Source organism: Variimorphobacter sp. HTMS_6 (assembly GCF_059717775.1).
The window spans coordinates 1,109,530-1,131,516 of sequence record NZ_AP046094.1 but is presented as its reverse complement, the minus strand read 5'-3'; the positions used below and the strand labels follow the sequence as shown (position 1 = coordinate 1,131,516).

Genomic DNA, 21,987 nt, shown 5'->3' with positions numbered 1-21,987 from the left:
TCTTACCCTAAATCAATTAATTCCATCGATAAATCTTTCATAATAGTATTTACTATATTATACCAACTCTTACATTTATTCAATATAATAGAATCACTTGAGATTACCCCCTCCATCTGTTGCAGTCGGACATCCACATCATGAACTACCTCCACCTGCAAATGAAATGGATAGACCTCAAGTAATTCAAAGATTCGTGACTTTAACCTACCTGTATTTGAAACAGGAGCATCCAAATAAAAGATTACCTCTTCTACATTCAGCTGAGATAGCTTTTCACCCAGCAATTGAATCGCAAGATCAGTCTGACTAATCAGCCGATACGTTCCACGAAGTCCTGCCAAATCTCTAATACTGCCATCCATGCATCGAATCAATATACCCTGGGATAATGCCACCTCAAGGGTAATAATCGTATTTAATCCATCGATCACAACGCTATTACCCAGTGTATCCCTCGTAAGCTCCTTCCCTTTTCTTAGTGCTAACTCCTCGTCTGACGAACTTGCTCTAACGATGGCTATTCTTTGTCGTTCGGATAACATAAAGTGGTTTCCAACAAAGGTGGATGCATTCTTAATAGGATATCCTTGATTAATAAGATATCGAATATCTTTTTGCGCCCTGCGAAGAATCCTCACACTATCATCCGAGAATTCTTTTTCGTCAGAAGGGACAAATCCTCTTCTACTATCGGTCATGCAATCATCTCCTATCTGGTTTATGTTCATGCGGTTAGTATCCAATTATATCTATGATTTTTGTAATTATATATAGGCTAACCGCAAACAGGTAATGATATTAATCTATTATAAGAACAATTAATGTAAACCTATTTGTGTGTTAGAAAGAAAATCTAGTTTCGTTAATCCTATGAATAATGGAATAAAGAAGTTTACTTCTCCTTATAACCTTTCACCTCTAACTTTTTACCATCCGTCTTTAACAGAAGCGCTCCCTTCTCATAAGTAATCATCGTTTTACTTCCGGCCGTGTCGAGTCGTTTCAACAGTTCCATATGAGGATGTCCATAGGTATTATTTTCGCCACAGGATATTAGAGAGATCTCAGGTTTTATAAGGGAAAGTAAATCTTGACCGGTTGAATATTTTGATCCATGATGAGCCACTTTCAATACATCCATATCATTGTTACCAGTTGATAGCACCTCAGTTACCAATTCTTCTCCATCCTTCTCAAGATCACCGGTAAAAAGCATATCAAAATCATGATATTTTAACCGAAGAACAGTAGAATATGCATTAATTGAGGAGGGGGTATAATCCTTTTTTGGATGGAGACAAGTAAATATAAGCTCTCCTTCACGAATGATATCCCCGCGCTTTATATATTGCGTTTTTATTCCTTCCTCCTTAGCAAGCTTCTCTAATTCCAGATAAGCGTTATCCTTCTCATTAATCATAGGAAGAATTAAGGTTTTTATTCTTATCTTCTTCTCCACCATCAATTCTTTCAACCCTGATATATGATCATTATCTGAATGTGATACAATTGCATAGTCGATTTTGTCAATCCCTATAGATAGAAGATATGGCTGGATACGGTATCTTCCCACATTCTTCACATCACTGCTGCCCCCATCGAGTAAATAGGTTGTTCCCTCCTCATTTTGCAACACAATCCCATCACCCTGTCCGACATCCAACATCATAACAGCCAAATCTCCTTTTAACTGAGGCAAAAGAAGTATTGCCAGTGCCAGAACCGGTAGTAGCATAATCAACTTATTCTGATTGCGATATGCAAGCCATAGAAACAATGCAATGATACATAGATAGATCATGATTCTTGCACCATCCGGCTTTCCAACCGTGATTAGATGGTAGGGCAACGCTCCGCCCATCCTGCAAATCCATTCATAGAACTTCAGAATATAATTTGAAGCACCAATTAGGAAGATTCCCAGAGGGAGATAGATAACTCCGGCGATTCCAGCTAGAATTGATGTTAATGTAAGGATTGTTACAAAAGGAAGAATAATCAAATTCGTAATTAAACTATAGAGAGGAAATTGATAGTAATAATATATTACCGCCGGCGTAGTAGATATCTGTGCACTATAGCTAATATAAATGCTATTAACTATAGCATTTTTACTCGAATACAGCTTTTGTAAAGCTGGATAAATAACAGCAATTCCAAGTACCGCGCCAAAGGATAACAAAAAGCCTGCACTCACGATTTGAAGGGGATTTTGCAATAATATAAGAAATGCACTTAAGGATAGGGAGGAAAGCATATCGTAAGTTTTCCCAATCAATGCCGCCAACAGCATCACCGCCATCATTACAACCGCTCGGTTGGTCGATACACTAAAATCAGTTAGCACTCCATAGCTATAGATAATAAAGATGGAGCAAAAGGTAGCCACAAGAATCGGCAGTTTTATCCTTTTTAATATATGAAATACAAACATACCAATCAAGGATATATGTAAGCCCGATATCGCTATTACATGGGATATACCATTCATCTGATACAATTGTTTGATTTCATCATCCAGCAGATATTTTTCACCAAGTATCATCGCAATTAGTGTACCAGCTTCTTTCTCAGGCAAAATCTGTTCATACACAGCCAGAAGTCTTTGCTTAATCGAATCCAGCACCGCATGAAACCGGGAATAGCTTTCATCAGAAACAGTGATACTTTCTGCTAGCATTTTATAATCAATATTTTCGATTTGATAATATAATTTTTCGTTAAACTGGCCTGGATTTGAGGCAGAAGTAAACTTTTGAAGGGAACCGTGAATGGTTATTTTGTTCCCTACCAGATAGGATTTTTGAAGAGATGCATCCGGTTGGTACGAACCTCTCTTTTGATTTGTACAATATACAATAATACTCTCACATTGATATGCTTTTTTATCCTCCAATTCCACCGTAGTATTTTTTATATAAATGGCCCTTGAGGACTGTTTTTGTACAATCATCGAGATGGTACCAGATACATTACAACTTAACTTCTGGTCGAATACCTGATCCAGTTCAGGTCTGGTTAACTGACCCTGCATTGAGAGAAAGCCCAAAAGCAACAGAAAAGGTAGACACCACAGGAACTTATCTTTCGTTGTAATCCATTGATTATAAATCCGGTATTGAAACAAATAAATCATTAACGCAACTATAAACATTATTAATAAAACCAGAAAAAGCACAGCACTTTTCCAAGCTAAAAACATACCAAACAGATAAAAGCAAAGAATCAAAATAAAGGGACGTTTAATCATATCGCCTCCATATAATACGTTTTATAATAATATTGATTTAGTTCCTAAAATAAAAAATAGCAGGCAGTTTGTTTTAAGATAAATCTAATTCGAAGATAGGTATTATAAGTTTTGGTTTATAACGAATAATCTTCATGAGAATTTGTTAAAAGTAATTGTTTTTATAGGATTTGTTTTATAGGATTTGTTTTATAGGATTTATTTTTAAGAATTGTTTATAAAATTTGTGATTGCAATTTGTGATAAAATTTGTTTATAAATTTTGTTTAAGAATTTGTTTTCTAAGAAACAGAATCAAAGGAACTAGTTTGTTTAAAAAGGATTTATTTTATAAGAATAATTTCATAAGAATTAGTTTGATTTGATAGATAGAAAAATTTGATAATAGGATGTAATATCGTATGTAACATCCTATTATCAAGTGTAACATTCTTTAATATGGTTCATTAATATGGTTCATTAATCTGGCTCTTTTACCAAGCTGAGATTTGCTTCCAACGGCTGGTCAAACTTGATATTTTCCATATACTTCTTTTGAACCACACCGTTTATTGTAAATTTAACCTTGTTAATATCCGGAAGCTCTACCAGTGTATTTACAATTGAGTATATTGCAATTTCTTCCTTCACAGTTGGGATTTTATCAAGAAACTTCTCATTAAAACCTACCGTACAGATACCATCAGCCTTTGTTATATTCAGTAGTTTCGTTCCTTCAGGAACGGTTGGATACATATTAGGATTCTTTGGTCCATCAATCATCAGTTGCACCAACTGTTCTTCAATTGATTCCGTTCCGGAGTAATTGATATTAGCGGTATCTTCCATTAACATATCGCCTTTTTTGTTTGTAAAATACAATTTTATCTTATAGCTCATGTTCGTTTCTGTATTGTCTATGAAGTCGTCCTTCGATAACGGTACGATAACATCTCCGTTTGAATTCACCATAGGTTGACGATTGACACTGAACTGTACATCGTCCACCCCTTTCACTTGACAAAGAGTTTTTACGACGGCAGCACAGCCAACAATTTTGTTGATGTCTGATAATTCGTTATAGGTTTCATCGAAGTTAATAATCAAATTACCCCTCTTGTCAAATGCATATTCCACAGGCATATGTTCCGGGAGTACTCTTTTATAAACGGCATTTTTAGGTTTTCTTTTTATTTGTGTTAACAACTCACGAATCTGTTTGACCGGATCAGTTTCTTTCATATTATAGCTCTCACTCACTAATCCGGAGGTTTTTGTATTTATATAATATACTCTAACTTCCTTGGAAGATGATGATTTCTTATTATTGTCACCACATCCGACAAGAAGTATCGATAATATTAATATCAGGAGCATTCCATACTTTATTTTCATAATTACCTTCCAATCCAAGATATTAAATCGGCTATATTAAACGATAAAGTTCAGCGGTATTCTAACATTGAATGTAGAACCTTCCCCTTCTTTACTATATACCTTAATCGCTCCACGATGCATCTGGATAACATTTTTGGTGATAGCCAGACCCAAACCGGTACCTCCGGTCTCACGGGACCTTGCCTTGTCCACGCGATAGAATCGTTCAAATATCGAATCCTGGGCATCCTCCGGAATACCGATACCGGAATCCGCAACTTTGATAAAGAAATATTTATGATCCGCATTCAAGGAAACTCTAACCCATCCATCTTCTGTGTTATATTTGATAGCATTCTCAATTAGATTCGAGATAGCAAGAGATAACTTCACTTCATCAATATCAGCAACAACCGGGCGGAAGCTTTCATATATAATTTCAATATTTTGTCTCTTAGCAATTGGAGTAAGACGTTTTAATATAAGCTCCAATAATTCATTGATATTTACCGGCGTAATATTTAAATCACCAGCAGTTTTATCAAGCTTAACCAGGGATAAGAGATCATTAATAATCTTGTTCTCTCTTTCAATCTCATCTGTTATATCGGTTAAAAATTCACGATAGAGTTCCACAGGAGCTTCCTCTTGCATAATAAGAGAATCTGCCAAAACTTTAATTGAGGTAATCGGAGTCTTTAATTCATGTGATACATTAGATACAAATTCCTGCCTGGAACTCTCCAGCTTCTGCATCCGCTTAATCATATGATTAAATGAATCCGATATCTTTTCAATCTCATTATATCCCTTCACCGATATGCCCTCATCCATATTATAACCTTCGGACATTCGGTCTATTGAATTTACCACATTCGTTAATGGGTTCGTCAATGTAGCTGAGAAATAAATTGCAAATACAACAATCAACACTCCTAATGTCACTGCAAACAATAAAATCCTTCGCTCCAAGCTATCACGAATACTTTGAATATCCTTGGTAGAAACACTCATCACGATAACACCCATTATATCCTTTGATTGATTTTTCAAGATTGGAATTGTCAATCGAATATAATTTGATGACTTATAATTAGTTGCCCTAGAAGCATCTCCGCCCAAACATTTGATTACATCCTCAGAGATAAGGAACTTCCCTTCCTCAAGGGAATAAGTATCCTTAATAACTTTAAGTGTATCATTGACTATTATAATTCTACCCTGATATATATTTGCAAAACGCGTTACTTCATTTTCTACATCAGGATCCTCACCGGAGGTTAGAAACACGGAGGAACTCAACTTATTCGAGAGAACATTTCCCTGATTTTGTAACTTTAATATCTGATTGGTGATAGCCTTATCCTGATATGTGTTTAATAATACAAAGGAAAAAAAGGAAAGAGGAACCACACCTAAGATAATAAAAATTATCAGCAGGTACATTCTCATACTATTTAAAAAATGTAATTTACTCTTGATTCTGGAAATAATAACCTACACCCCATTTTGTATGTATATATTTTGGCTCACTTGGATTGCTTTCGATTTTTTCACGTAATCTACGAATGTGAACATCCACTGTTCTTACATCACCAGGATAATCATATCCCCATACGATGTTCAGCAGATTCTCACGGCTGTAAACCTTGTTTGGATTAAATACAAGTAACTCCAATAAATCGAATTCTTTCGCTGTTAAATTTACTTCCTTGTTGCTAATATATACTCTTCTATTTTCGCAGTCGATTTTCATATCGCCGAATGTTATTTGCTTCATATCAGCATTGTTATTAGCAACATTCTTGCTGCTTCGGCGAATAATTGCCTTTATTCTTGCTTTTACTTCTAATATATTAAATGGCTTTGTAATATAATCATCAGCACCATACTCTAATCCGAGGATTTTATCCATATCATCCCCTTTAGCAGTCAGCATAATAATCGGCATACTTGAGAATTCCCTGATTTGCTGACATACTTCAAAGCCGGTCAGCTTAGGAAGCATAACATCCAGTAAAATCACATCATACTCTTTCTTTTTTGCTGCCTCTAAAGCCTCTTCTCCATCAAATGCACAGTCTACTTCCATGCCATCTTGCTCTAAGCTAAAGCGGATGCCTTTCACGATTAATTTTTCATCATCAACAACAAGTACTCTTTTCGCCATCTTATCACCTCATATTATAGTATGGTTATATGGCAATTATTTCACGCAAATGTATGACTTTATTTTACCAAATAACCCCTCTTTAATTCCAGAAATCTTCATAACATCTTCTACTTTTTTAAACTGTCCGTTCTTTGTTCTATAACTTATGATACTCTCTGCTTTCGACTGACCGATTCCAGGAAGATTCATTAATTGCTCCGCCGTGGCGGTGTTTATATTGACTAAATCTCCGTTAGAATCTGTTTGCTCTGTCGTATCTTGATTATTGCCACTATCCGAAGATTTATCCCCTTCAATATACTGATCTTTCGAAAGTTTTGATACCTCTTGTACGGTAGGAATGTAAATACGTTGTCCGTCAATCACTTTCTTGGCCTGATTTATATAATCTCCCGCAGCATTTTTACGCAATCCACCTGCCAGTTTGATTAAATCACTTAATCTGGCACCTTCTTGAGCACGGTATACACCCGGTTTAGCTACTGCACCACATAAATGAATGTAGAGCTCTGTATTAATCAATGTGCCCTCAGTTGAATCATCTTTCGCACTATTTTTTGCATCCACATCCTTCTGTTTCGCTGAGCTATTTTGTCCGCTTCCCTGCGAAGGGTTCGGAGAAGGTGTAGTTTCAGTTAAAGTCGTTTGAAGTCCTGACTTACCGGAATCCTTATAAGAACAACTATAACATAGACCGGTAATCAGTAAAAAAGCACAGGATAATCCTGTAATTATTATTTTCTTATTTATGTTCTTATTCATATTCATCTTCCTTTATTCAAAGAAGACTTAAAAGTACCCTCTATACTTTTCATAAGACAATCTTATTTTACATAATTTGCCCACCTTTTACAATAGGAATAATAACTAGTTTTAAAAAATTATCATATACATTTTTCGCGATTCCAATAAAAAATCACAATACCTGATATAATAAGAATTACACCTATCAATTTCTTCCATTCAAATGGGACTTTTTCACATCCACAGATACCAAACACCTCAATCAAATAAGCAATTATTAGTTGGGCGCTAATAATAAAAATATTAGCCATAGCTGGCCCTAATGTGTCCACGCTTTTTATTACCGTGTACGTGATAAATGCTCCTAACACACCTCCAAGCAACATATATTTATGATCCACTTTTAATAAAGAGGCAAATGAACCCTCTCTTCCTGATGTAACCCAGGCGCCAAGACAAACCAGTAAGGCTGTGAACTGTACAAAACTTGCGGTCACCCAAATACCTGACTGCTTTGTAACACCAGTATTAAACACACCCTGTATACTCATTAATGAACCGGAAATAACAGCAATCAGAATACCTAACATAATCATACCAAACCTTTCATTAAGATTAATTTTCTCTCTTAACATTTCCAAGTTCGGGTATCACTATTCAATGGTTGGGCGCAATACAAATGGATAATAATTAGACGAGGTATCTCTAAAACAGTTCCGTTTAAATAACCTTTTTCTCGATTTTCTCAACCTTCGTTAATTGCCAAAGTAAATTCCAGTCCGCATCTTTCAAAAGCTGATTTTACTTTGGCAATCTATGTCCATACCGTTTACCTTACAGTTTATTTGTCAAACTCATTTATGTTATAGTTATGTTGCTATGTCCCGGTAAATAAGGAGGTACCAACATGGCCAATAATAAACATTTAACGCTAGAAGATCGCTCAACTATCCAATCCATGCTAAAGGACAAAGCATGCTTCAAGGAAATTGGGCGGGTTCTTTTCAAGGATCCTACGACGATTTCAAAAGAGATACGTTCCCATCTAGTCTTTCGACGTATCGGAGGTATGCACACTCGTTACAATGCATGTCAGCATCGCTTTTCCTGTTCAAAAACTCACCTCTGTAGTCCCTGCAATACCGATCGCAGATTCAAGCTTTGTAAACACTGCTCCATGTGCAACTCTTTTTGTAAGGACTTTCAAAAAACTCTATGCTTTCTTTTGGAAAAACCACCGTATGTCTGCAATGGATGCTCAAAAAGATTTCAATGCAGCCTCGAAAAACGCTATTACTATGCAGAAGAAGCTCATAAGGAATATCGCTTGATTCTTTCAGAGACTAGATCTGGCATCTCTCTTTCCGAAGAAGAGGTTCTGTATCTTGATGATCTTATCTCTCCTCTTATCAAGCAACAACAGTCTCCTCATCATATTTATGTAACAAATCGTGACTCCATCATGATCAGTGAGCGCACGATTTATCGATTAGTAGATGCTCGTGTTCTTTCTGCAATGAACCTTGATCTTCCTAGGAAAGTTCGCTACCATTCTCGCAAAAAAACAATTCAGCTAAAAGTGGACAAATCATGTCGCATTGGACGCAATTATGAATGCTTTCAAGCCTTCCTAACCAATCATCCGGATGTCCCCATTACTCAACTCGACTCTGTTGAGGGCAAAAAAAGCGGAAAAGTTCTGCTTACAATTCACTTTGTGAATACTGAAATGATGCTTGCTTTCCTCCGTGATCATAACGATTCTAAGTCAGTCATAGCGATTTTTAATGCACTATACCGAATCCTTGGATCGAAATATTTCACACGGATTTTCCGAGTATGTCTCGCTGACAATGGAAGTGAGTTCTCCAACCCAAAGGCAATTGAGTTTGATGTGTTGGGGAACCAAAGAACACATATCTTTTATTGCAATCCCAACGCACCTTATCAGAAAGGATCGGCTGAGCGCAATCATGAATTTATAAGATGTTTTTTGCCCAAAGGCACTGATTTAGAGCCATATACTCAGAAAGATATCAATCGAATGATGGATCACATTAATTCGTATAGCAGAGAAAGTATTGGTGACAAATCTCCTTACGATATGTTTGCCTTCCTCTATGGCAAAGACATTCTAGATTTACTTGAGTGCCACCGTATTCCTCCCCAGGATGTGACACTCAATAAATCTATTTTTGATAAGGAGGTCGAATTATGATGTACGATAAAAAATCCATTAGTTATCAAATCAACCTTGAAGCGCTTCACGAAATGGAGGAATGTGTCCCAATGACGCTAGATGAACGCAAAAATCTACGTGAATGGGTCCGTAAAGGCCATGACATCGATTCCAATCCATGGGATTACTTAGATTCTGACGATATGCCACTCAACTTCCTACAAGCATATCGGTTAGAGATTGGATATTCCAGTGGCCCATGGGACTACTGGAAAGGCCCCGAACATCAAACATACTGGAATGATGACTTAAAATGTTTCTTATCAAAAGATGAAATCTAACCACCAATAAACCAAACCGGGACACAGCATCACATAACTCCATTGACGGGTGGAATTTACTCTGGCAAAAAAATGACTAAATCTCACTCGCGCTGAATTGCGCCCTTTTTTCCTTACCTAAGTCCAATTTTACACCTATAATCACCAAAATGCATTAGTTTTAAGAGAACATAGCAATTCATTCTTGATCTCCACTACTTTACTGTCATGGGACTAGAGGTTTACTATGGCAAACTAGAACTTACCCTGTCAATTGACCTTTTCTCAACCTTTTCTCAACAAGAAAAAACTCCGAACTATGAATGCTTTCGGAGTTTCCCGTTTATTAATTCTTTTGCCTTTATAAGATCTTGTTTATTACATTCCTGCTTACTATATCTTGCCTTTTCATATATTTTAGTGAGCTCATTTTCTTTTTGCACATCTACGTCCTTATCATCTGAAGCACCGATCGCATACCGACTCAATTTCGTGGGTGTCATATCCTTGGTCAACTGATCGTGATTGGCCTTCGTGACAATTGCATTATAATATTGTTTTCTAATTTTCTCATTGTTTGATTTACCGAAGATGACTTGATACAGTTTTTGTGTAAAAGAATTGTCTTTTTTCTTAATCTTCTCTTTCGTTTCAAAGGGAGAGATAAATTCCACCTTATCCTCTACCGCTTTGAACTTATTCCAATAGAACTTCTTGAAAAGAAGTATTATGCAATAGATTATTCCTGTTACGATTAATAGGATGATTGAAACGTATAAGATTGTGCCTATCGCATCTAATATCGGATGATGACCTTGTGGAATGATCGGTGGTCTACCAATTCCATGATCTGATTTATCCGGCTTTACTTCCTTTACCTTTTTCGGAAGAAACAAATACACAATAGCCATAATTACTTTAAGCAGGATATTTCCAACGAATGATAATATACTATGTAGCGGCAGTTGAGAAATAAGAAGTATTGCACCACCACAAAGTATGATAAATGCACCAAATATAAAGTGGTTATTGACCTCAATTTGATGGATTGGTATGTGTTTCATTCTTTCATACTTTAAAAAATAATTATTAAAATTTATTATATACTGATTGATAAAGTACAAAAATATATAAACAAAAGACAACCATATAAATACTTCTTTCCATGTATTTGATTTCAATGAATCACTAAAAAAATACATCGCTATGATGGTCAAAATATAGATAATATTTGTATTTACCAGATTACTTTTTTTCTTTATACGCATGATAACAGTTATAGTTATCAGAATACACAGATAAAGACCGTATACTGTAAGCATGATGATATCATGAAGCAGTAATAGGTATGGCATTATTAACAATAGGTGTAAAAGAGCAAAAGCCCACAGTGATTTTGCTTTTTTATTGATCCAGTATGAAATAAAAGGCACAGGGATAATATACCATACTGTACCAAAGTAATTCATATTACCGGTAAGCACCAGAAACACAAAACCAATGATACAAATGGAGATTATGAGTCTTAATATAATATTAATTATATCAACAACGAATAGATATTGTTTATTATTCACCTTACTCTCCTTTCCTTATGCTAGGTTATCAACTCCCATGAAATCACCTGCGGCATCAACTCATTACACACATGTAGCTTAACTTCATTATTCGTTGGAATAAACCAGGAAAAATCCTTGTGCAATTCCAGCTGTTCTAATAATAAGTTCTGTAGATCCTCTTTTTGGTAGGCGGATATTATTATGATATAGTCTTCATCTACACGATTAATTAATTTATCATTAATTGTTGAAACAAACGGGGCTGCACTCAAAGTCGTATCTATTCTTGATAGAGCCTCCATTAATGAGCGTATGTGATCTTTTCCACATCCTGCGGGAATATCCAGAATTTCTTTAGTTATGATGTCCTTTGCATTGGTAAATACAGATACTTCGATCCCTTGTTTTATGAATTCCACTGCTAACGTTGCCCCAACTCGTATACTTTCTTCCTGTATATCCTCAAAAATCCGGAGCCCTTCATTTTCAGTGTTGATCAGTATTTTAATTTTCTGTGATGAGGTGTAATCATTCACGTTTACTTTTAACGAACCGGTCTTTGCAGAAGCTTTCCAGTTCACCGACTTTAAATTATCATAGGATTGGTATTCTCTGATGCTTCGAAATTCAAAGGGATCTTCGTTTATAAATCGCTTTATTAAGACGGTTCCTAGCATTTTTAGAAAAGGCACTTCAATCCTTGCATAATCTACTAACTTAGGATATACAAATAGGCGAATATCCTGATCATAGTTCTTTAATTTTTCTGAAGTCATAAATAAATTAGAGCATACAACACAAATCTGATTAATGGTATAATAACCTCTCCGAGTACATTGAAACGTTAATGTTCTGGTAACTCGTTGATACATCATTAACGATAGCATATCATTTCTATAATACTGATCTGAAATCATAGAATTATTATTGTCCTCAAATAATAAATTCTTTGATACCATGAATTTAACCTGTACCGCCAGTAGAGGCATCCATTTTCGATTCGTTACTGTTTCCTGCAGCAACAACGTTTGCCCCTCTATGGCCATATCATCTGATAAGCGTAGGTTGACCGTCAGATTTTTCATCCAGATATGATTGAATATGTAATTCAGTAATTGATGCAATAATAATATGATCAGGAGTACTATAACAATTATCATATAAATAACCTGCCCTTCCTCATATTAGTGTCTACCTTATCTTCTATGAAATTCTTCTGTAGGCACAGGTGTATCACGTAAAATCTCCTTTATAATATCTAAACCCGATTCGCTTTTTTGGAATGAGTTTCTTAAAATCAGTCGATGTGACAACACATAAGGCGCAAGGTATTGAATGGTTTCAGGAGTAACATAGTCCGTTCCACAAATGGCGGAATATGCCTGAACTGCTCTTAACAGCGCAAGACTTCCTCTTGGGCTCACCCCCAATGATAATTCTTTATGGGTTCTAGTTTTATGTACTATTTCTATTATATACTCCATTAATGTTGGGTGAATATATACGGATTTTATGCACTCCTGCATCATAATGAGATCTTCTTTCGTACATACGGGAACGATGCTTTCCAATGGATTATCCAAAATAAAACGGTTTAATATCTCAATTTCTTCATTGACTTCCGGGAATCCAATATTAATCTGCATCAGGAAGCGATCCAACTGCGCCTCAGGTAAAGGAAATGTTCCTGCCGTTTCGACTGGATTTTGAGTTGCAATTACTAAAAATGGTTTCTCTAAGCTTCTTGTTTCCCCATCAATTGTAATTTGCTTTTCTTCCATGCATTCCAATAAACTGGATTGCGTTCTTGGAGTAGCACGATTAATTTCATCTGCTAACAATATATTGGTAAAGGCAGGTCCTTTACGAAAAGTAAACTCAGCTAACTTCTGGTTATAAAAATTCAAACCTGTTATGTCAGACGGCAATAAATCCGGTGTAAACTGAATTCTTTTGAAATCAGCATGAATGGATTTTGCCAATGATTTTGCCATAACCGTTTTACCGGTACCCGGAACATCTTCTAACAATACATGACCATTTGCAACCAATGCAGTAATTATGAGTGTAATCGTATCTGATTTTCCTATGATAACCTTTTCAACATTTTCTTTCATTGCTGCTGCTTTTATACTCAACTCTTGAATATCCATATCATAACTTCCTTTCCATTCTTTCTCCTGTAATTATAAATAAACTGCATTAGGTATAATATGGACATATTATCTAAATTTTAACTATTAAAATTGTGAGATATATTTAACTAATAGGATCTTCTCCCTTAATGTTATTTTCATTTGACGGACTATCATTCGTTTGATAATGAATATTGCTATTAGAACAACATGTAATGTATAATATTACCATACATAATGCTCGTTTACTATAGTGAACTGTTCGTCATTTATATTTTAATCGACTGGAATGAAACAAATTTATATATTGTTGCATTTAATCATATAAATAAAGGGAGGCTATTTTATGAAGAAACTTGTATTGTTATTAATTCTTTTATTAATTTTATTGTCAGGTTGTGGCACTAAGGTACAGCCAAAAGAGCAAGAGATACAGAAACCAACTGCTTCGATCAAAACGACCCCCACAGTTTCCGTAAGTAAGCCTACTGAAACTATAAAACAGACCATTCCACTGAAAGATTCACCTAAAGATTATCCCCTTGAAACCGCTATTGCAAATGGGGATTATGTTAGGATTGATGTAGAAATATCAAACAATGAAGCAATGGATGACTTTTTAAAGAAAGTTTCAAACAAGGAAAATGCATCCGTTAGAACGGTATTATATACAATAGAGGGAGACCCAATAATCACAGATTTTTTATATAAGAATTCTCGTTTTAAAGTTATTTATGATGCCACTAGAGATAAATTTGGAAGTGTTTCAAAAATCGCAGTAAAAACATATAAAAATCTTGTAACATATCAGGATGATGGAAAATTATATTATTTTGTAACAAATCTTGATAAAATAACAGCAAAAGACTATAAAAATGGTTTTGATTGTGATTTTCTAAAATTTGATTATGTCAGTAAATAAGCATAAGCGATTTTAAGTTGTTAGCAGTCTTTGGTATAATGTAGCGATGAAAAGCCACAAAACCTAGGGTTTTGCGGCTTTTTCAAACAAACTAATTTTTTATAATTTTTGAGCATTAAATATTTCCGATTACGTTATCTAGTATTCCAATCATTTCATCTACATGGTGCTTCTCAATTACCAACGGTGGAACAAATCGAATCACATTGGTTCCGGCTGCGATTAATATTAACCCTTGATCCATCACCTTCGGAATAATATCTTTAACCGGCATAGAAAACTCTAGTCCTTGCATCAACCCCATGCCACGTCGTTCTACGACACAATCATATTTCTCAACCAAAGAGTCCAGTTGTTTCTCCAGATAGGAAGAAATCTGCTTCACATGTGCGGGTATTCCATCTTGTTCAAAGATGTCAAATACCGCGTCTACAGCTGCGGTAACAAATGGATTCCCGCCGTACGTAGTTCCGTGATCACCGGGTTCAAACGCTGCTGCTACCTGCTCGGTCGCTACAAATGCGCCCACCGGAACACCACAACCGAGTGCCTTTGCCGTAGTTACGATATCCGGCTTAATACCATATTGCTCATAGGCATACATCGTACCGGTTCGTCCCATACCGCACTGAATTTCGTCAAGAATCAAAAGGATGCCCTTCTCATCACAAAGATTCCTAACCCCCTGAACAAACTCCTTTTCAGCTGGGTATAGTCCACCTTCACCCTGAACCGTCTCCATAATGATAGCGCAAGTATTCCCTGTTACTAATTCTTTCACACTGTCTAAATTATTATATTCTGCAAAAACCACTCCCCCGATCAGAGGTTCAAAGGCTTCTCTATATTTCTTTGTACCGGTGATACTTAATGCTCCCATACTACGGCCGTGGAAAGAATTATTCATGGAGATAATCTGGCTGTTTGCTATCCCGTGCTTTTTGTAATAATATTTTCTGGCAAGTTTTACAGCCCCTTCAATTGCTTCAGTACCACTACTGGTAAAGAAAACCCTGTCTAATCCGGTTGCCTTCGTTATCTTCTTTGCAGCCGAGACTGCCGGAGCATTATAATATAAATTAGAGGTGTGCAACACCTTATCAATCTGATCCTTTAATGCATCGTTAAATACTTTGTTCCCATAGCCTAATGCAAATACTGCGATTCCTGCTGCAAAATCAAGATATTTTTTATTCTTCGTATCATATAGATACACGCCATCACCGTGATCAAGCACAACCTGATAGCGGTTATAGGTATGCATCAATACCTTTTCTGCATCATCAATATACTGATTCATCTTCATCCTCTCCCCTGCTATCGATTATTTATTTTTCATTTTCAAACAAGCTTACCTGGTCAATTATTGCAGTACCGATTCCTTTATTCGTGAAGAATTCTAACAATAAGCAATGCTCCATTCTACCATCCAGAATATGCACTCTGGATACGCCGTTTCTTACTGCGTCCACGCAATTCTTCAACTTCGGAAGCATTCCTCCTCCAATAAACCCGCTCTCAAATAATTCATCCGCTCTATCAAGTGTAAGAACAGATATAAGAGAACTTTTATCGTTTGGGTCAGCATATACACCTTCAATATCCGTTAAGAAAACTAATTTTTCTGCGCCGATTGCTGTAGCTACCGCGCAAGCAGCATCATCCGCATTGATATTATAATTCTTATAATCTTCATCCACACCGATTGGGGCGATAATCGGAACAAAATCGTTATCAATTAAGGTATTGATCAACTGAGGATTGACTTCTTTGATATTTCCAACAAATCCGATATCCTGACCGTTAACCGTCTTCTTATCTACCATTAACGTGCTTCCATCCTTACCGCTGATGCCGACCGCTTTTACACCAAGCTTCTCCACCAACTGAACCAGATTCTTATTTACTTTGCCAAGAACCATCTCTGCTACTTCCATCGTCTGGTCATCGGTTACTCTTAATCCCTCTATGAATTTGGATTCATGACCGAGCAAGCCAAGCCATTTTGTAATCTCCTTACCACCACCGTGTACAATAATCGGTTTCATACCAACCAGCTTCAATAAAGCAACATCTTTAATAACATTCAGTTGGAGATTCTCGTCAAGCATCGCGCTGCCGCCGTACTTTACTACTACCTTCTTATTGTTAAACTTTTGTATGTAAGGGAGTGCCTCAATCAGAGTTCCTGCCTTAATTAATATCTGATCCATTTGTTCCATTTTTTACATCCTTTCAAGATAATGATACGTTTATAGTAATTGTTAACAAAGGTTTATGTTGTGGAGTTCCCGAAAGGATTCCTCAGGGCAGTTTGATTTGTGAACCTCCTCAGGAATTCCATCCGGAAATATTCTATACTGTGTATAGGACTCGGGTCGGCTTCAATCATCGCTTTTTTGTTTCTTATGAACGGTAATCTGCGTTAATTTTAACGTAATCATAGGAGAGATCACAGCCCCATGCAGTCGCGGTGGATGTACCTGACTTTAAATCTGCAGTTGCTTTTACTTCTTTTGCAGAAAGTATCTTCGTTGCAAATTCTTCGCTGTAGTCAGCTGCCATACCATTCTCTACCAATTTAATTTTTCCCTCAATACTTTCAATGTATAAATCAACCTTATCCGGTTCAAAAGATACTCCGGAATAGCCCATAGCACAAAGAATACGACCCCAGTTTGCATCATTTCCGAATACTGCTGTCTTTACAAGACTGGAGGTTATAATTGATTTGCTGATTACTACCGCTTCCTCTTCTGATCCTGCACCAAATACCTGAACTTCAAATAATTTGGTTGCGCCTTCGCCGTCTGCAGCCATTTTCTTTGATAAATCTGTTGTTACAAAATTGAGTGCCTGACAGAATATCTCATAGTCTTCGTTCTTCTCTGTAATTGTTTTATTCCCGGATAACCCGTTTGCTAAAACCAGTAATGAATCATTAGTTGATGTATCACGATCTACCGATACCATATTAAAGGAACGTTTTACATCAGCACTTAATGCTTCCTGAAGAAGCTCTTTTGTAATTGAAACATCAGTAGTTACAACTCCTAGCATGGTAGCCATATTCGGATGAATCATACCGGAACCCTTAGCCATACCACCAAGCTTTACTTCCTTACCATCCAGCATAAAGGTAACTGCACATTCTTTGGAATAGGTATCTGTGGTCATGATAGCCTCTGCAGCAAGTAACCCAGCTTCTACTCCTTCTTTTAATTCAGCTGCCAAAATCTTAGCACCTTCCTGAATCACATCAATAGGCATCTGTTTACCAATAACACCGGTAGATGCTGTATAGACCGCATTAATAGGGAGCTTCATAGCATCTGCAACAGCCTGAGCCATCTTCTCATTATTGATATCGCCCTCAACACCGGTACATGCATTTGCAATACCGCTGTTAAGAACCACCGCTTGAATATTCTCGCTTTCCTGTGTTAATTTAATATCCCACTTTACAGGAGCTGCCTTTACCACATTCGTAGTAAAAGTACCCGCTCCCACAGCGGGAACTGTGGAATACACCAAAGCCATATCTTTTTTCTTCTTTTTTATTCCAGCATATACACCGGCTGCTTGAAAGCCCTGTGCTACGGTAACTCCGCCATTTATTTTATTCATAATTATTACCCATCCTTTCCAAATGCCTAAAAGCAATTACCTCAGACATACCGTTATGTATAAATCATATCAGCCACTTATACACTCAGATATGATTTTATCATTTACGGTTCTATGTTATCCTTACATTAATATAAGGTTACGTTCTATTCGATTATTTTTATACACTATCTTCCGTGATATTTAGTGCATAACAATTGAGATCCGTTCGCTCCGTCCATCCCAGGCTCTTCCAAACTTCATTACCCAGATTATTATCCTTTAAACAAAAAAGTGCCAATCTGGATATTTTTTCAGCTTTCATCGCTTCAATTACATATTGAATAAGCAGCCTGCCGATGGACTTCTGTCTGTGAGACTCCTCCACACATACATGATAGAGATATCCTCTTCTCCCATCATGGCCTCCTAATGCTACACCGATTATTCTGCCATTATCATTATCGGTTGCAACAAAGTTAGTAGTCGGATTCCGTTTGATAAATCTTGTAATACCCTCTTTCGAATCATCCATGCTTCGCAGTCCAACACCCGGCATGTTTTTCCAAAGTTGATAAACTTCAGCATAATCACTCTCTGTGAAAAACCGTATCATGAATCCTCCCCTCCAAGCTGATCAATGCTTAAAACAAGCTTTTCTATGCATCAGCCAAAATGAATTATTCATAATTATACATCTGGATTGAATTTTATGCAAGAATTATTTTAATTTTTTTATATCGATTCCCTTTTTCATCAAGCTCTCGTAGATTTTTGCAATCGGGAATCCAACTACGTTATAATAATCACCCTTTATTTCCTTAATATATATACCGAATAAACCTTGTATCGCATATGCTCCCGCTTTATCCATCGGCTCTCCTGTCGCGATATAGTCATAAATCTGCTTCCTGGTCAACGGCTGTACTGTTACCTTTGTTTCAACTGAAAAGGTAATATATTCTTTGTAACCGTCCTTATTCTTTATAATAATACTAACGCCCGAATATACCTCATGCACATCATCTGATAACATGGAAAGCATTCGGAATGCATCCTCTTCATCCTTCGGTTTACCAAGTGCCTCGTCCTGGTAAAAAACCATCGTATCAGCACCAATGATGATTCCTCCCTCGTATTCGCCTGCTTTTTCTAACTTTGCAGCAACTGCTTTCGTCTTTAACTGAGCCAAAGCCTGTACCATGTTTGCGGGTATGGTCTCCTCAGTAATCTCTTCCACATACTCCGTAACTACTTTATAAGGAATACCCATAATCTCCATAATTTCTTTTCTTCTTGGTGAGCCTGATGCTAATATTACATGATTCATTCTTCTTTATCCTTTCTCATATAATTCCATTTTTCTATCTTAATAAACATAATACCCAAACCAAAAGAAAAATACAATCGTTCATTCATAAGAATTAAATGTTATATCTGATATAAAAGATGTCTTATGTTATTTCCTATAAGAAACATAATAGAAATAACCTCATTTATAATCGAAAAACCGATATATCCTTCCCATCTCTCGCATATTTCATGTGATAATTCCTTATAATGCTTCTAATATAGGAAGCCATTATAGTTTTACCAAAAATATTTAATGTATTTTTATACTTTTATTCATTTTTACTATTGCATAATATTAATTTTTGATGTATATTTAAACAAATATTAAATGTGAGACAAATAAACATGCCGCAGTAATCGGCAGAATGGAGGATTGTATGAAAGAAAAAGTTATTCTTGCTTACTCCGGTGGTCTTGATACTACCGCAATTATCCCTTGGTTAAAGGAAAATTATGATTATGATGTAGTTTGTGTATGTATCGATGTTGGTCAGGGTAACGAGCTCGATGGTCTGGAAGAAAGAGCAAAATTATCCGGTGCAACCAAATTATATATTGAAGATGTTGTTGAAGAATTTGTTGATGATTACGTAGTTCCTTGTGTGAAAGCAAATGCAATATATGAGCACAAATACCTCTTAGGTACTTCTATGGCTCGTCCGGTAATCGCAAAAAGATTGGTTGAAATCGCTAGAATCGAAGGCGCTACTGCAATCTGCCACGGTGCAACCGGTAAAGGTAATGATCAGGTACGTTTCGAGTTAACCATCAAAGCACTTGCTCCTGACCTTAAAATCATTGCTCCTTGGAGAATCTGGACCATGTCCTCCCGTGAAGAAGAAATCGAATACTGCGAGAAGCACGGTATTAACCTTCCTTTCTCTGTAGATAACAGCTATTCCCGCGACCGTAACTTATGGCACATCAGCCATGAAGGTCTTGAATTAGAACTACCTTCTAACGCTCCGAACTATGATCACCTCTTAGTTCTCGGCGTATCTCCTGAGAAGGCTCCTAATGAAGGCGAGACAATCACCTTAACTTTTGAAAAAGGTGTTCCTACTTCCTTAAACGGTAAGAAGTTATCCCCTACTGATATCATCAAGGAATTAAATGAGCTCGGTGGCAAGCATGGAGTTGGTATCGTAGATATCGTTGAGAACCGTGTTGTTGGTATGAAATCCCGTGGTGTATACGAAACTCCTGGCGGCACTATTCTTTTAGAGGCACATATGCAATTAGAAGAATTAATCCTTGATCGTGCTACATTGACCGCGAAAAAGGAAGTTGCTAACCGCTATGCAGACATCGTATATGAGGGAAAATGGTTCACTCCATTAAGAGAAGCATATCAAGCGTTCATCGATGTTACTCAGGAATATGTAACCGGTGAAGTAAAGCTTAAACTTTACAAGGGTAATATCATTAAGCAGGGTACAACTTCTCCGTATTCTTTATACAATGAGAGCATCGCATCCTTTACCACCGGTGATCTTTATGACCATCGTGATGCAGAAGGCTTCATCAACCTCTTTGGTTTATCCTTAAAGGTTCGCGCTATGAAGATGGCTTCCTTGGATGAGAAATAATCGTTAAATTATTTTAGTGAGTTTATTAAAGGCTTTTTCGATAGACAATCTTCTTATGGAAGGATGTAAATCCCTCACACACAGATTGGAAGACACTAACCACAATTGTGTATTCCAATCTGTGCATTATCGGATAATCACATCCACCCATGAAAAGATTCTCTATTGAAAAAGCCCTTTTAATTCTCGCCAGTTATATTTAATTAACTATTTCTAAATTGATAATACTTTACGACACCTATAACAATGATTTAATATATAATTAGTAAATTTATAAATTCGCTCTACTAGAAAATATTACTGGTACAGAATATATGCTCTAGATTCAATATAATAGGCTTTAGAACAGAAGGTTGTATTATGCCATACGGACATGTATGCTGGAATTATTTGGCTGGGTGATATATAATTATATGTATAAAATTTTTATTAGGAGGAAGATTATGAAAAAAACCATGATAGGAATTGTTATATTTATTATTTCATCACTATCTAATATATCAATTTTATTAACTACTTCTTTAATTTCATCAAATATGACAGAGTGGAATACTGACGACGGTCCATTTATGACTGCATTTACCAATTATGGGTTACTAATACCATATATTTTGACTTGTATATTCTTTATATTGGGTATATTAATTTTAGCAAAAGAATATTTTTCAAAAGAAAACATATAGGATTTATAATAGAATGTTAATTCAAAACTTTCTCAAAAACGAGTATCAAAAATAGGAGGGGGAATCAATCCCCTCCTATGATTTATTAAATCTCTTTTCTCTCGAATTTCTCGTT

20 protein-coding genes are annotated in these 21,987 nt (G+C 36.2%); 5 read left to right on the top strand and 15 right to left on the bottom strand.

Features of this window, described 5'->3' with window-relative positions:
* Positions 1–2: 2 nt before the first annotated feature.
* The 7 genes from AC6IWN_RS04995 to AC6IWN_RS04965 form a co-directional block, all read right to left on the bottom strand.
* Positions 3–701, bottom strand: a complete 699-nt coding sequence (locus AC6IWN_RS04995; RefSeq protein WP_497991270.1) for a DUF434 domain-containing protein — start codon at positions 699–701, stop codon at positions 3–5.
* Between the two features lie 194 nt (positions 702–895).
* A complete protein-coding gene (locus AC6IWN_RS04990) occupies positions 896–3,253 on the bottom strand; it encodes a DNA internalization-related competence protein ComEC/Rec2 (protein WP_497991269.1) in 2,358 nt (785 codons plus the stop codon).
* Between the two features lie 459 nt (positions 3,254–3,712).
* Positions 3,713–4,627, bottom strand: coding sequence for a GerMN domain-containing protein (locus tag AC6IWN_RS04985; RefSeq protein WP_497991268.1), 915 nt, complete (start codon positions 4,625–4,627; stop codon positions 3,713–3,715).
* A 36-nt stretch (positions 4,628–4,663) separates the two neighbouring features.
* Complete coding sequence (locus tag AC6IWN_RS04980) at positions 4,664–6,055, bottom strand: sensor histidine kinase (protein WP_497991267.1); 1,392 nt, start codon at positions 6,053–6,055, stop codon at positions 4,664–4,666.
* Positions 6,056–6,080: 25 nt separating this feature from the next.
* A complete protein-coding gene (locus tag AC6IWN_RS04975) occupies positions 6,081–6,779 on the bottom strand; it encodes a response regulator transcription factor (protein ID WP_497991266.1) in 699 nt (232 codons plus the stop codon).
* A gap of 36 nt (positions 6,780–6,815) precedes the next feature.
* Positions 6,816–7,544, bottom strand: a complete 729-nt coding sequence (locus AC6IWN_RS04970) for a helix-hairpin-helix domain-containing protein (protein WP_497991265.1) — start codon at positions 7,542–7,544, stop codon at positions 6,816–6,818.
* A 122-nt stretch (positions 7,545–7,666) separates the two neighbouring features.
* On the bottom strand, positions 7,667–8,116 hold the full coding sequence (locus AC6IWN_RS04965; protein ID WP_497992169.1) for a DMT family transporter: 450 nt from the start codon (positions 8,114–8,116) through the stop codon (positions 7,667–7,669).
* A gap of 317 nt (positions 8,117–8,433) precedes the next feature.
* On the opposite strand from AC6IWN_RS04965, the gene AC6IWN_RS04960 reads away from it, so the two are divergent.
* On the top strand, positions 8,434–9,744 hold the full coding sequence (locus AC6IWN_RS04960; RefSeq protein WP_497991264.1) for an IS30 family transposase: 1,311 nt from the start codon (positions 8,434–8,436) through the stop codon (positions 9,742–9,744).
* Positions 9,741–10,046: a hypothetical protein gene (locus AC6IWN_RS04955; protein WP_497987795.1), complete on the top strand. Its 306-nt coding sequence runs from the start codon at positions 9,741–9,743 to the stop codon at positions 10,044–10,046. The genes AC6IWN_RS04960 and AC6IWN_RS04955 overlap by 4 nt, the downstream gene beginning before the upstream one ends.
* Positions 10,047–10,342: 296 nt before the next feature.
* On the opposite strand, the gene AC6IWN_RS04950 is transcribed toward AC6IWN_RS04955, so the two are convergent.
* The 3 genes from AC6IWN_RS04950 to AC6IWN_RS04940 are packed head-to-tail and all read right to left on the bottom strand — an operon-like array spanning position 10,343 to position 13,737.
* Positions 10,343–11,602 (bottom strand): hypothetical protein, encoded by a 1,260-nt coding sequence (locus AC6IWN_RS04950; RefSeq protein ID WP_497991263.1) that lies wholly within the window; start codon positions 11,600–11,602, stop codon positions 10,343–10,345.
* A gap of 20 nt (positions 11,603–11,622) precedes the next feature.
* A complete protein-coding gene (locus AC6IWN_RS04945) occupies positions 11,623–12,744 on the bottom strand; it encodes a DUF58 domain-containing protein (RefSeq protein WP_497991262.1) in 1,122 nt (373 codons plus the stop codon).
* A 36-nt stretch (positions 12,745–12,780) separates the two neighbouring features.
* Complete coding sequence (locus AC6IWN_RS04940) at positions 12,781–13,737, bottom strand: AAA family ATPase (RefSeq protein WP_497991261.1); 957 nt, start codon at positions 13,735–13,737, stop codon at positions 12,781–12,783.
* A gap of 328 nt (positions 13,738–14,065) precedes the next feature.
* Between AC6IWN_RS04940 and AC6IWN_RS04935 the strand changes: the two genes are divergently transcribed.
* Complete coding sequence (locus AC6IWN_RS04935; RefSeq protein WP_497991260.1) at positions 14,066–14,641, top strand: DUF4362 domain-containing protein; 576 nt, start codon at positions 14,066–14,068, stop codon at positions 14,639–14,641.
* 115 nt (positions 14,642–14,756) lie between these two features.
* Here the strand turns inward: AC6IWN_RS04935 and AC6IWN_RS04930 are convergent, their stop codons facing one another.
* From AC6IWN_RS04930 to AC6IWN_RS04910, 5 genes are all read right to left on the bottom strand, one after another.
* A complete protein-coding gene (locus AC6IWN_RS04930) occupies positions 14,757–15,947 on the bottom strand; it encodes an aspartate aminotransferase family protein (protein WP_497991259.1) in 1,191 nt (396 codons plus the stop codon).
* Between the two features lie 22 nt (positions 15,948–15,969).
* Positions 15,970–16,854, bottom strand: a complete 885-nt coding sequence (argB, locus tag AC6IWN_RS04925) for an acetylglutamate kinase (protein WP_497992168.1) — start codon at positions 16,852–16,854, stop codon at positions 15,970–15,972.
* A 193-nt stretch (positions 16,855–17,047) separates the two neighbouring features.
* On the bottom strand, positions 17,048–18,268 hold the full coding sequence (gene argJ / locus AC6IWN_RS04920; protein WP_497991258.1) for a bifunctional ornithine acetyltransferase/N-acetylglutamate synthase: 1,221 nt from the start codon (positions 18,266–18,268) through the stop codon (positions 17,048–17,050).
* Between the two features lie 160 nt (positions 18,269–18,428).
* Positions 18,429–18,863: a GNAT family N-acetyltransferase gene (locus AC6IWN_RS04915; protein WP_497991257.1), complete on the bottom strand. Its 435-nt coding sequence runs from the start codon at positions 18,861–18,863 to the stop codon at positions 18,429–18,431.
* 105 nt (positions 18,864–18,968) lie between these two features.
* Complete coding sequence (locus AC6IWN_RS04910) at positions 18,969–19,577, bottom strand: Maf family protein (RefSeq protein WP_497991256.1); 609 nt, start codon at positions 19,575–19,577, stop codon at positions 18,969–18,971.
* 400 nt (positions 19,578–19,977) lie between these two features.
* Between AC6IWN_RS04910 and AC6IWN_RS04905 the strand changes: the two genes are divergently transcribed.
* Both AC6IWN_RS04905 and AC6IWN_RS04900 read left to right on the top strand, forming a co-directional pair.
* Positions 19,978–21,189, top strand: a complete 1,212-nt coding sequence (locus tag AC6IWN_RS04905) for an argininosuccinate synthase (protein ID WP_497991255.1) — start codon at positions 19,978–19,980, stop codon at positions 21,187–21,189.
* Positions 21,190–21,632: 443 nt separating this feature from the next.
* Positions 21,633–21,872 (top strand): hypothetical protein, encoded by a 240-nt coding sequence (locus tag AC6IWN_RS04900; protein ID WP_497991254.1) that lies wholly within the window; start codon positions 21,633–21,635, stop codon positions 21,870–21,872.
* Positions 21,873–21,987 lie beyond the last annotated feature (115 nt).

Bases quoted from the DNA above. Each gene is read 5' to 3' on its own strand.
- AC6IWN_RS04970 (WP_497991265.1), bottom strand. From the start codon at position 7,544: ATGAATAAGAACATAAATAAGAAAATAATAATTACAGGATTATCCTGT.
- AC6IWN_RS04900 (WP_497991254.1), top strand. From the start codon at position 21,633: ATGAAAAAAACCATGATAGGAATTGTTATATTTATTATTTCATCACTA.
- AC6IWN_RS04910 (WP_497991256.1), bottom strand. From the start codon at position 19,577: ATGAATCATGTAATATTAGCATCAGGCTCACCAAGAAGAAAAGAAATT.
- AC6IWN_RS04935 (WP_497991260.1), top strand. From the start codon at position 14,066: ATGAAGAAACTTGTATTGTTATTAATTCTTTTATTAATTTTATTGTCA.
- AC6IWN_RS04915 (WP_497991257.1), bottom strand. From the start codon at position 18,863: ATGATACGGTTTTTCACAGAGAGTGATTATGCTGAAGTTTATCAACTT.
- AC6IWN_RS04905 (WP_497991255.1), top strand. From the start codon at position 19,978: ATGAAAGAAAAAGTTATTCTTGCTTACTCCGGTGGTCTTGATACTACC.
- AC6IWN_RS04985 (WP_497991268.1), bottom strand. From the start codon at position 4,627: ATGAAAATAAAGTATGGAATGCTCCTGATATTAATATTATCGATACTT.
- AC6IWN_RS04975 (WP_497991266.1), bottom strand. From the start codon at position 6,779: ATGGCGAAAAGAGTACTTGTTGTTGATGATGAAAAATTAATCGTGAAA.
- AC6IWN_RS04945 (WP_497991262.1), bottom strand. From the start codon at position 12,744: ATGATAATTGTTATAGTACTCCTGATCATATTATTATTGCATCAATTA.
- AC6IWN_RS04990 (WP_497991269.1), bottom strand. From the start codon at position 3,253: ATGATTAAACGTCCCTTTATTTTGATTCTTTGCTTTTATCTGTTTGGT.
- argJ (WP_497991258.1), bottom strand. From the start codon at position 18,268: ATGAATAAAATAAATGGCGGAGTTACCGTAGCACAGGGCTTTCAAGCA.
- AC6IWN_RS04930 (WP_497991259.1), bottom strand. From the start codon at position 15,947: ATGAAGATGAATCAGTATATTGATGATGCAGAAAAGGTATTGATGCAT.
- AC6IWN_RS04995 (WP_497991270.1), bottom strand. From the start codon at position 701: ATGACCGATAGTAGAAGAGGATTTGTCCCTTCTGACGAAAAAGAATTC.
- AC6IWN_RS04960 (WP_497991264.1), top strand. From the start codon at position 8,434: ATGGCCAATAATAAACATTTAACGCTAGAAGATCGCTCAACTATCCAA.
- AC6IWN_RS04940 (WP_497991261.1), bottom strand. From the start codon at position 13,737: ATGGATATTCAAGAGTTGAGTATAAAAGCAGCAGCAATGAAAGAAAAT.
- AC6IWN_RS04955 (WP_497987795.1), top strand. From the start codon at position 9,741: ATGATGTACGATAAAAAATCCATTAGTTATCAAATCAACCTTGAAGCG.
- argB (WP_497992168.1), bottom strand. From the start codon at position 16,854: ATGGATCAGATATTAATTAAGGCAGGAACTCTGATTGAGGCACTCCCT.
- AC6IWN_RS04965 (WP_497992169.1), bottom strand. From the start codon at position 8,116: ATGTTAGGTATTCTGATTGCTGTTATTTCCGGTTCATTAATGAGTATA.
- AC6IWN_RS04980 (WP_497991267.1), bottom strand. From the start codon at position 6,055: ATGTACCTGCTGATAATTTTTATTATCTTAGGTGTGGTTCCTCTTTCC.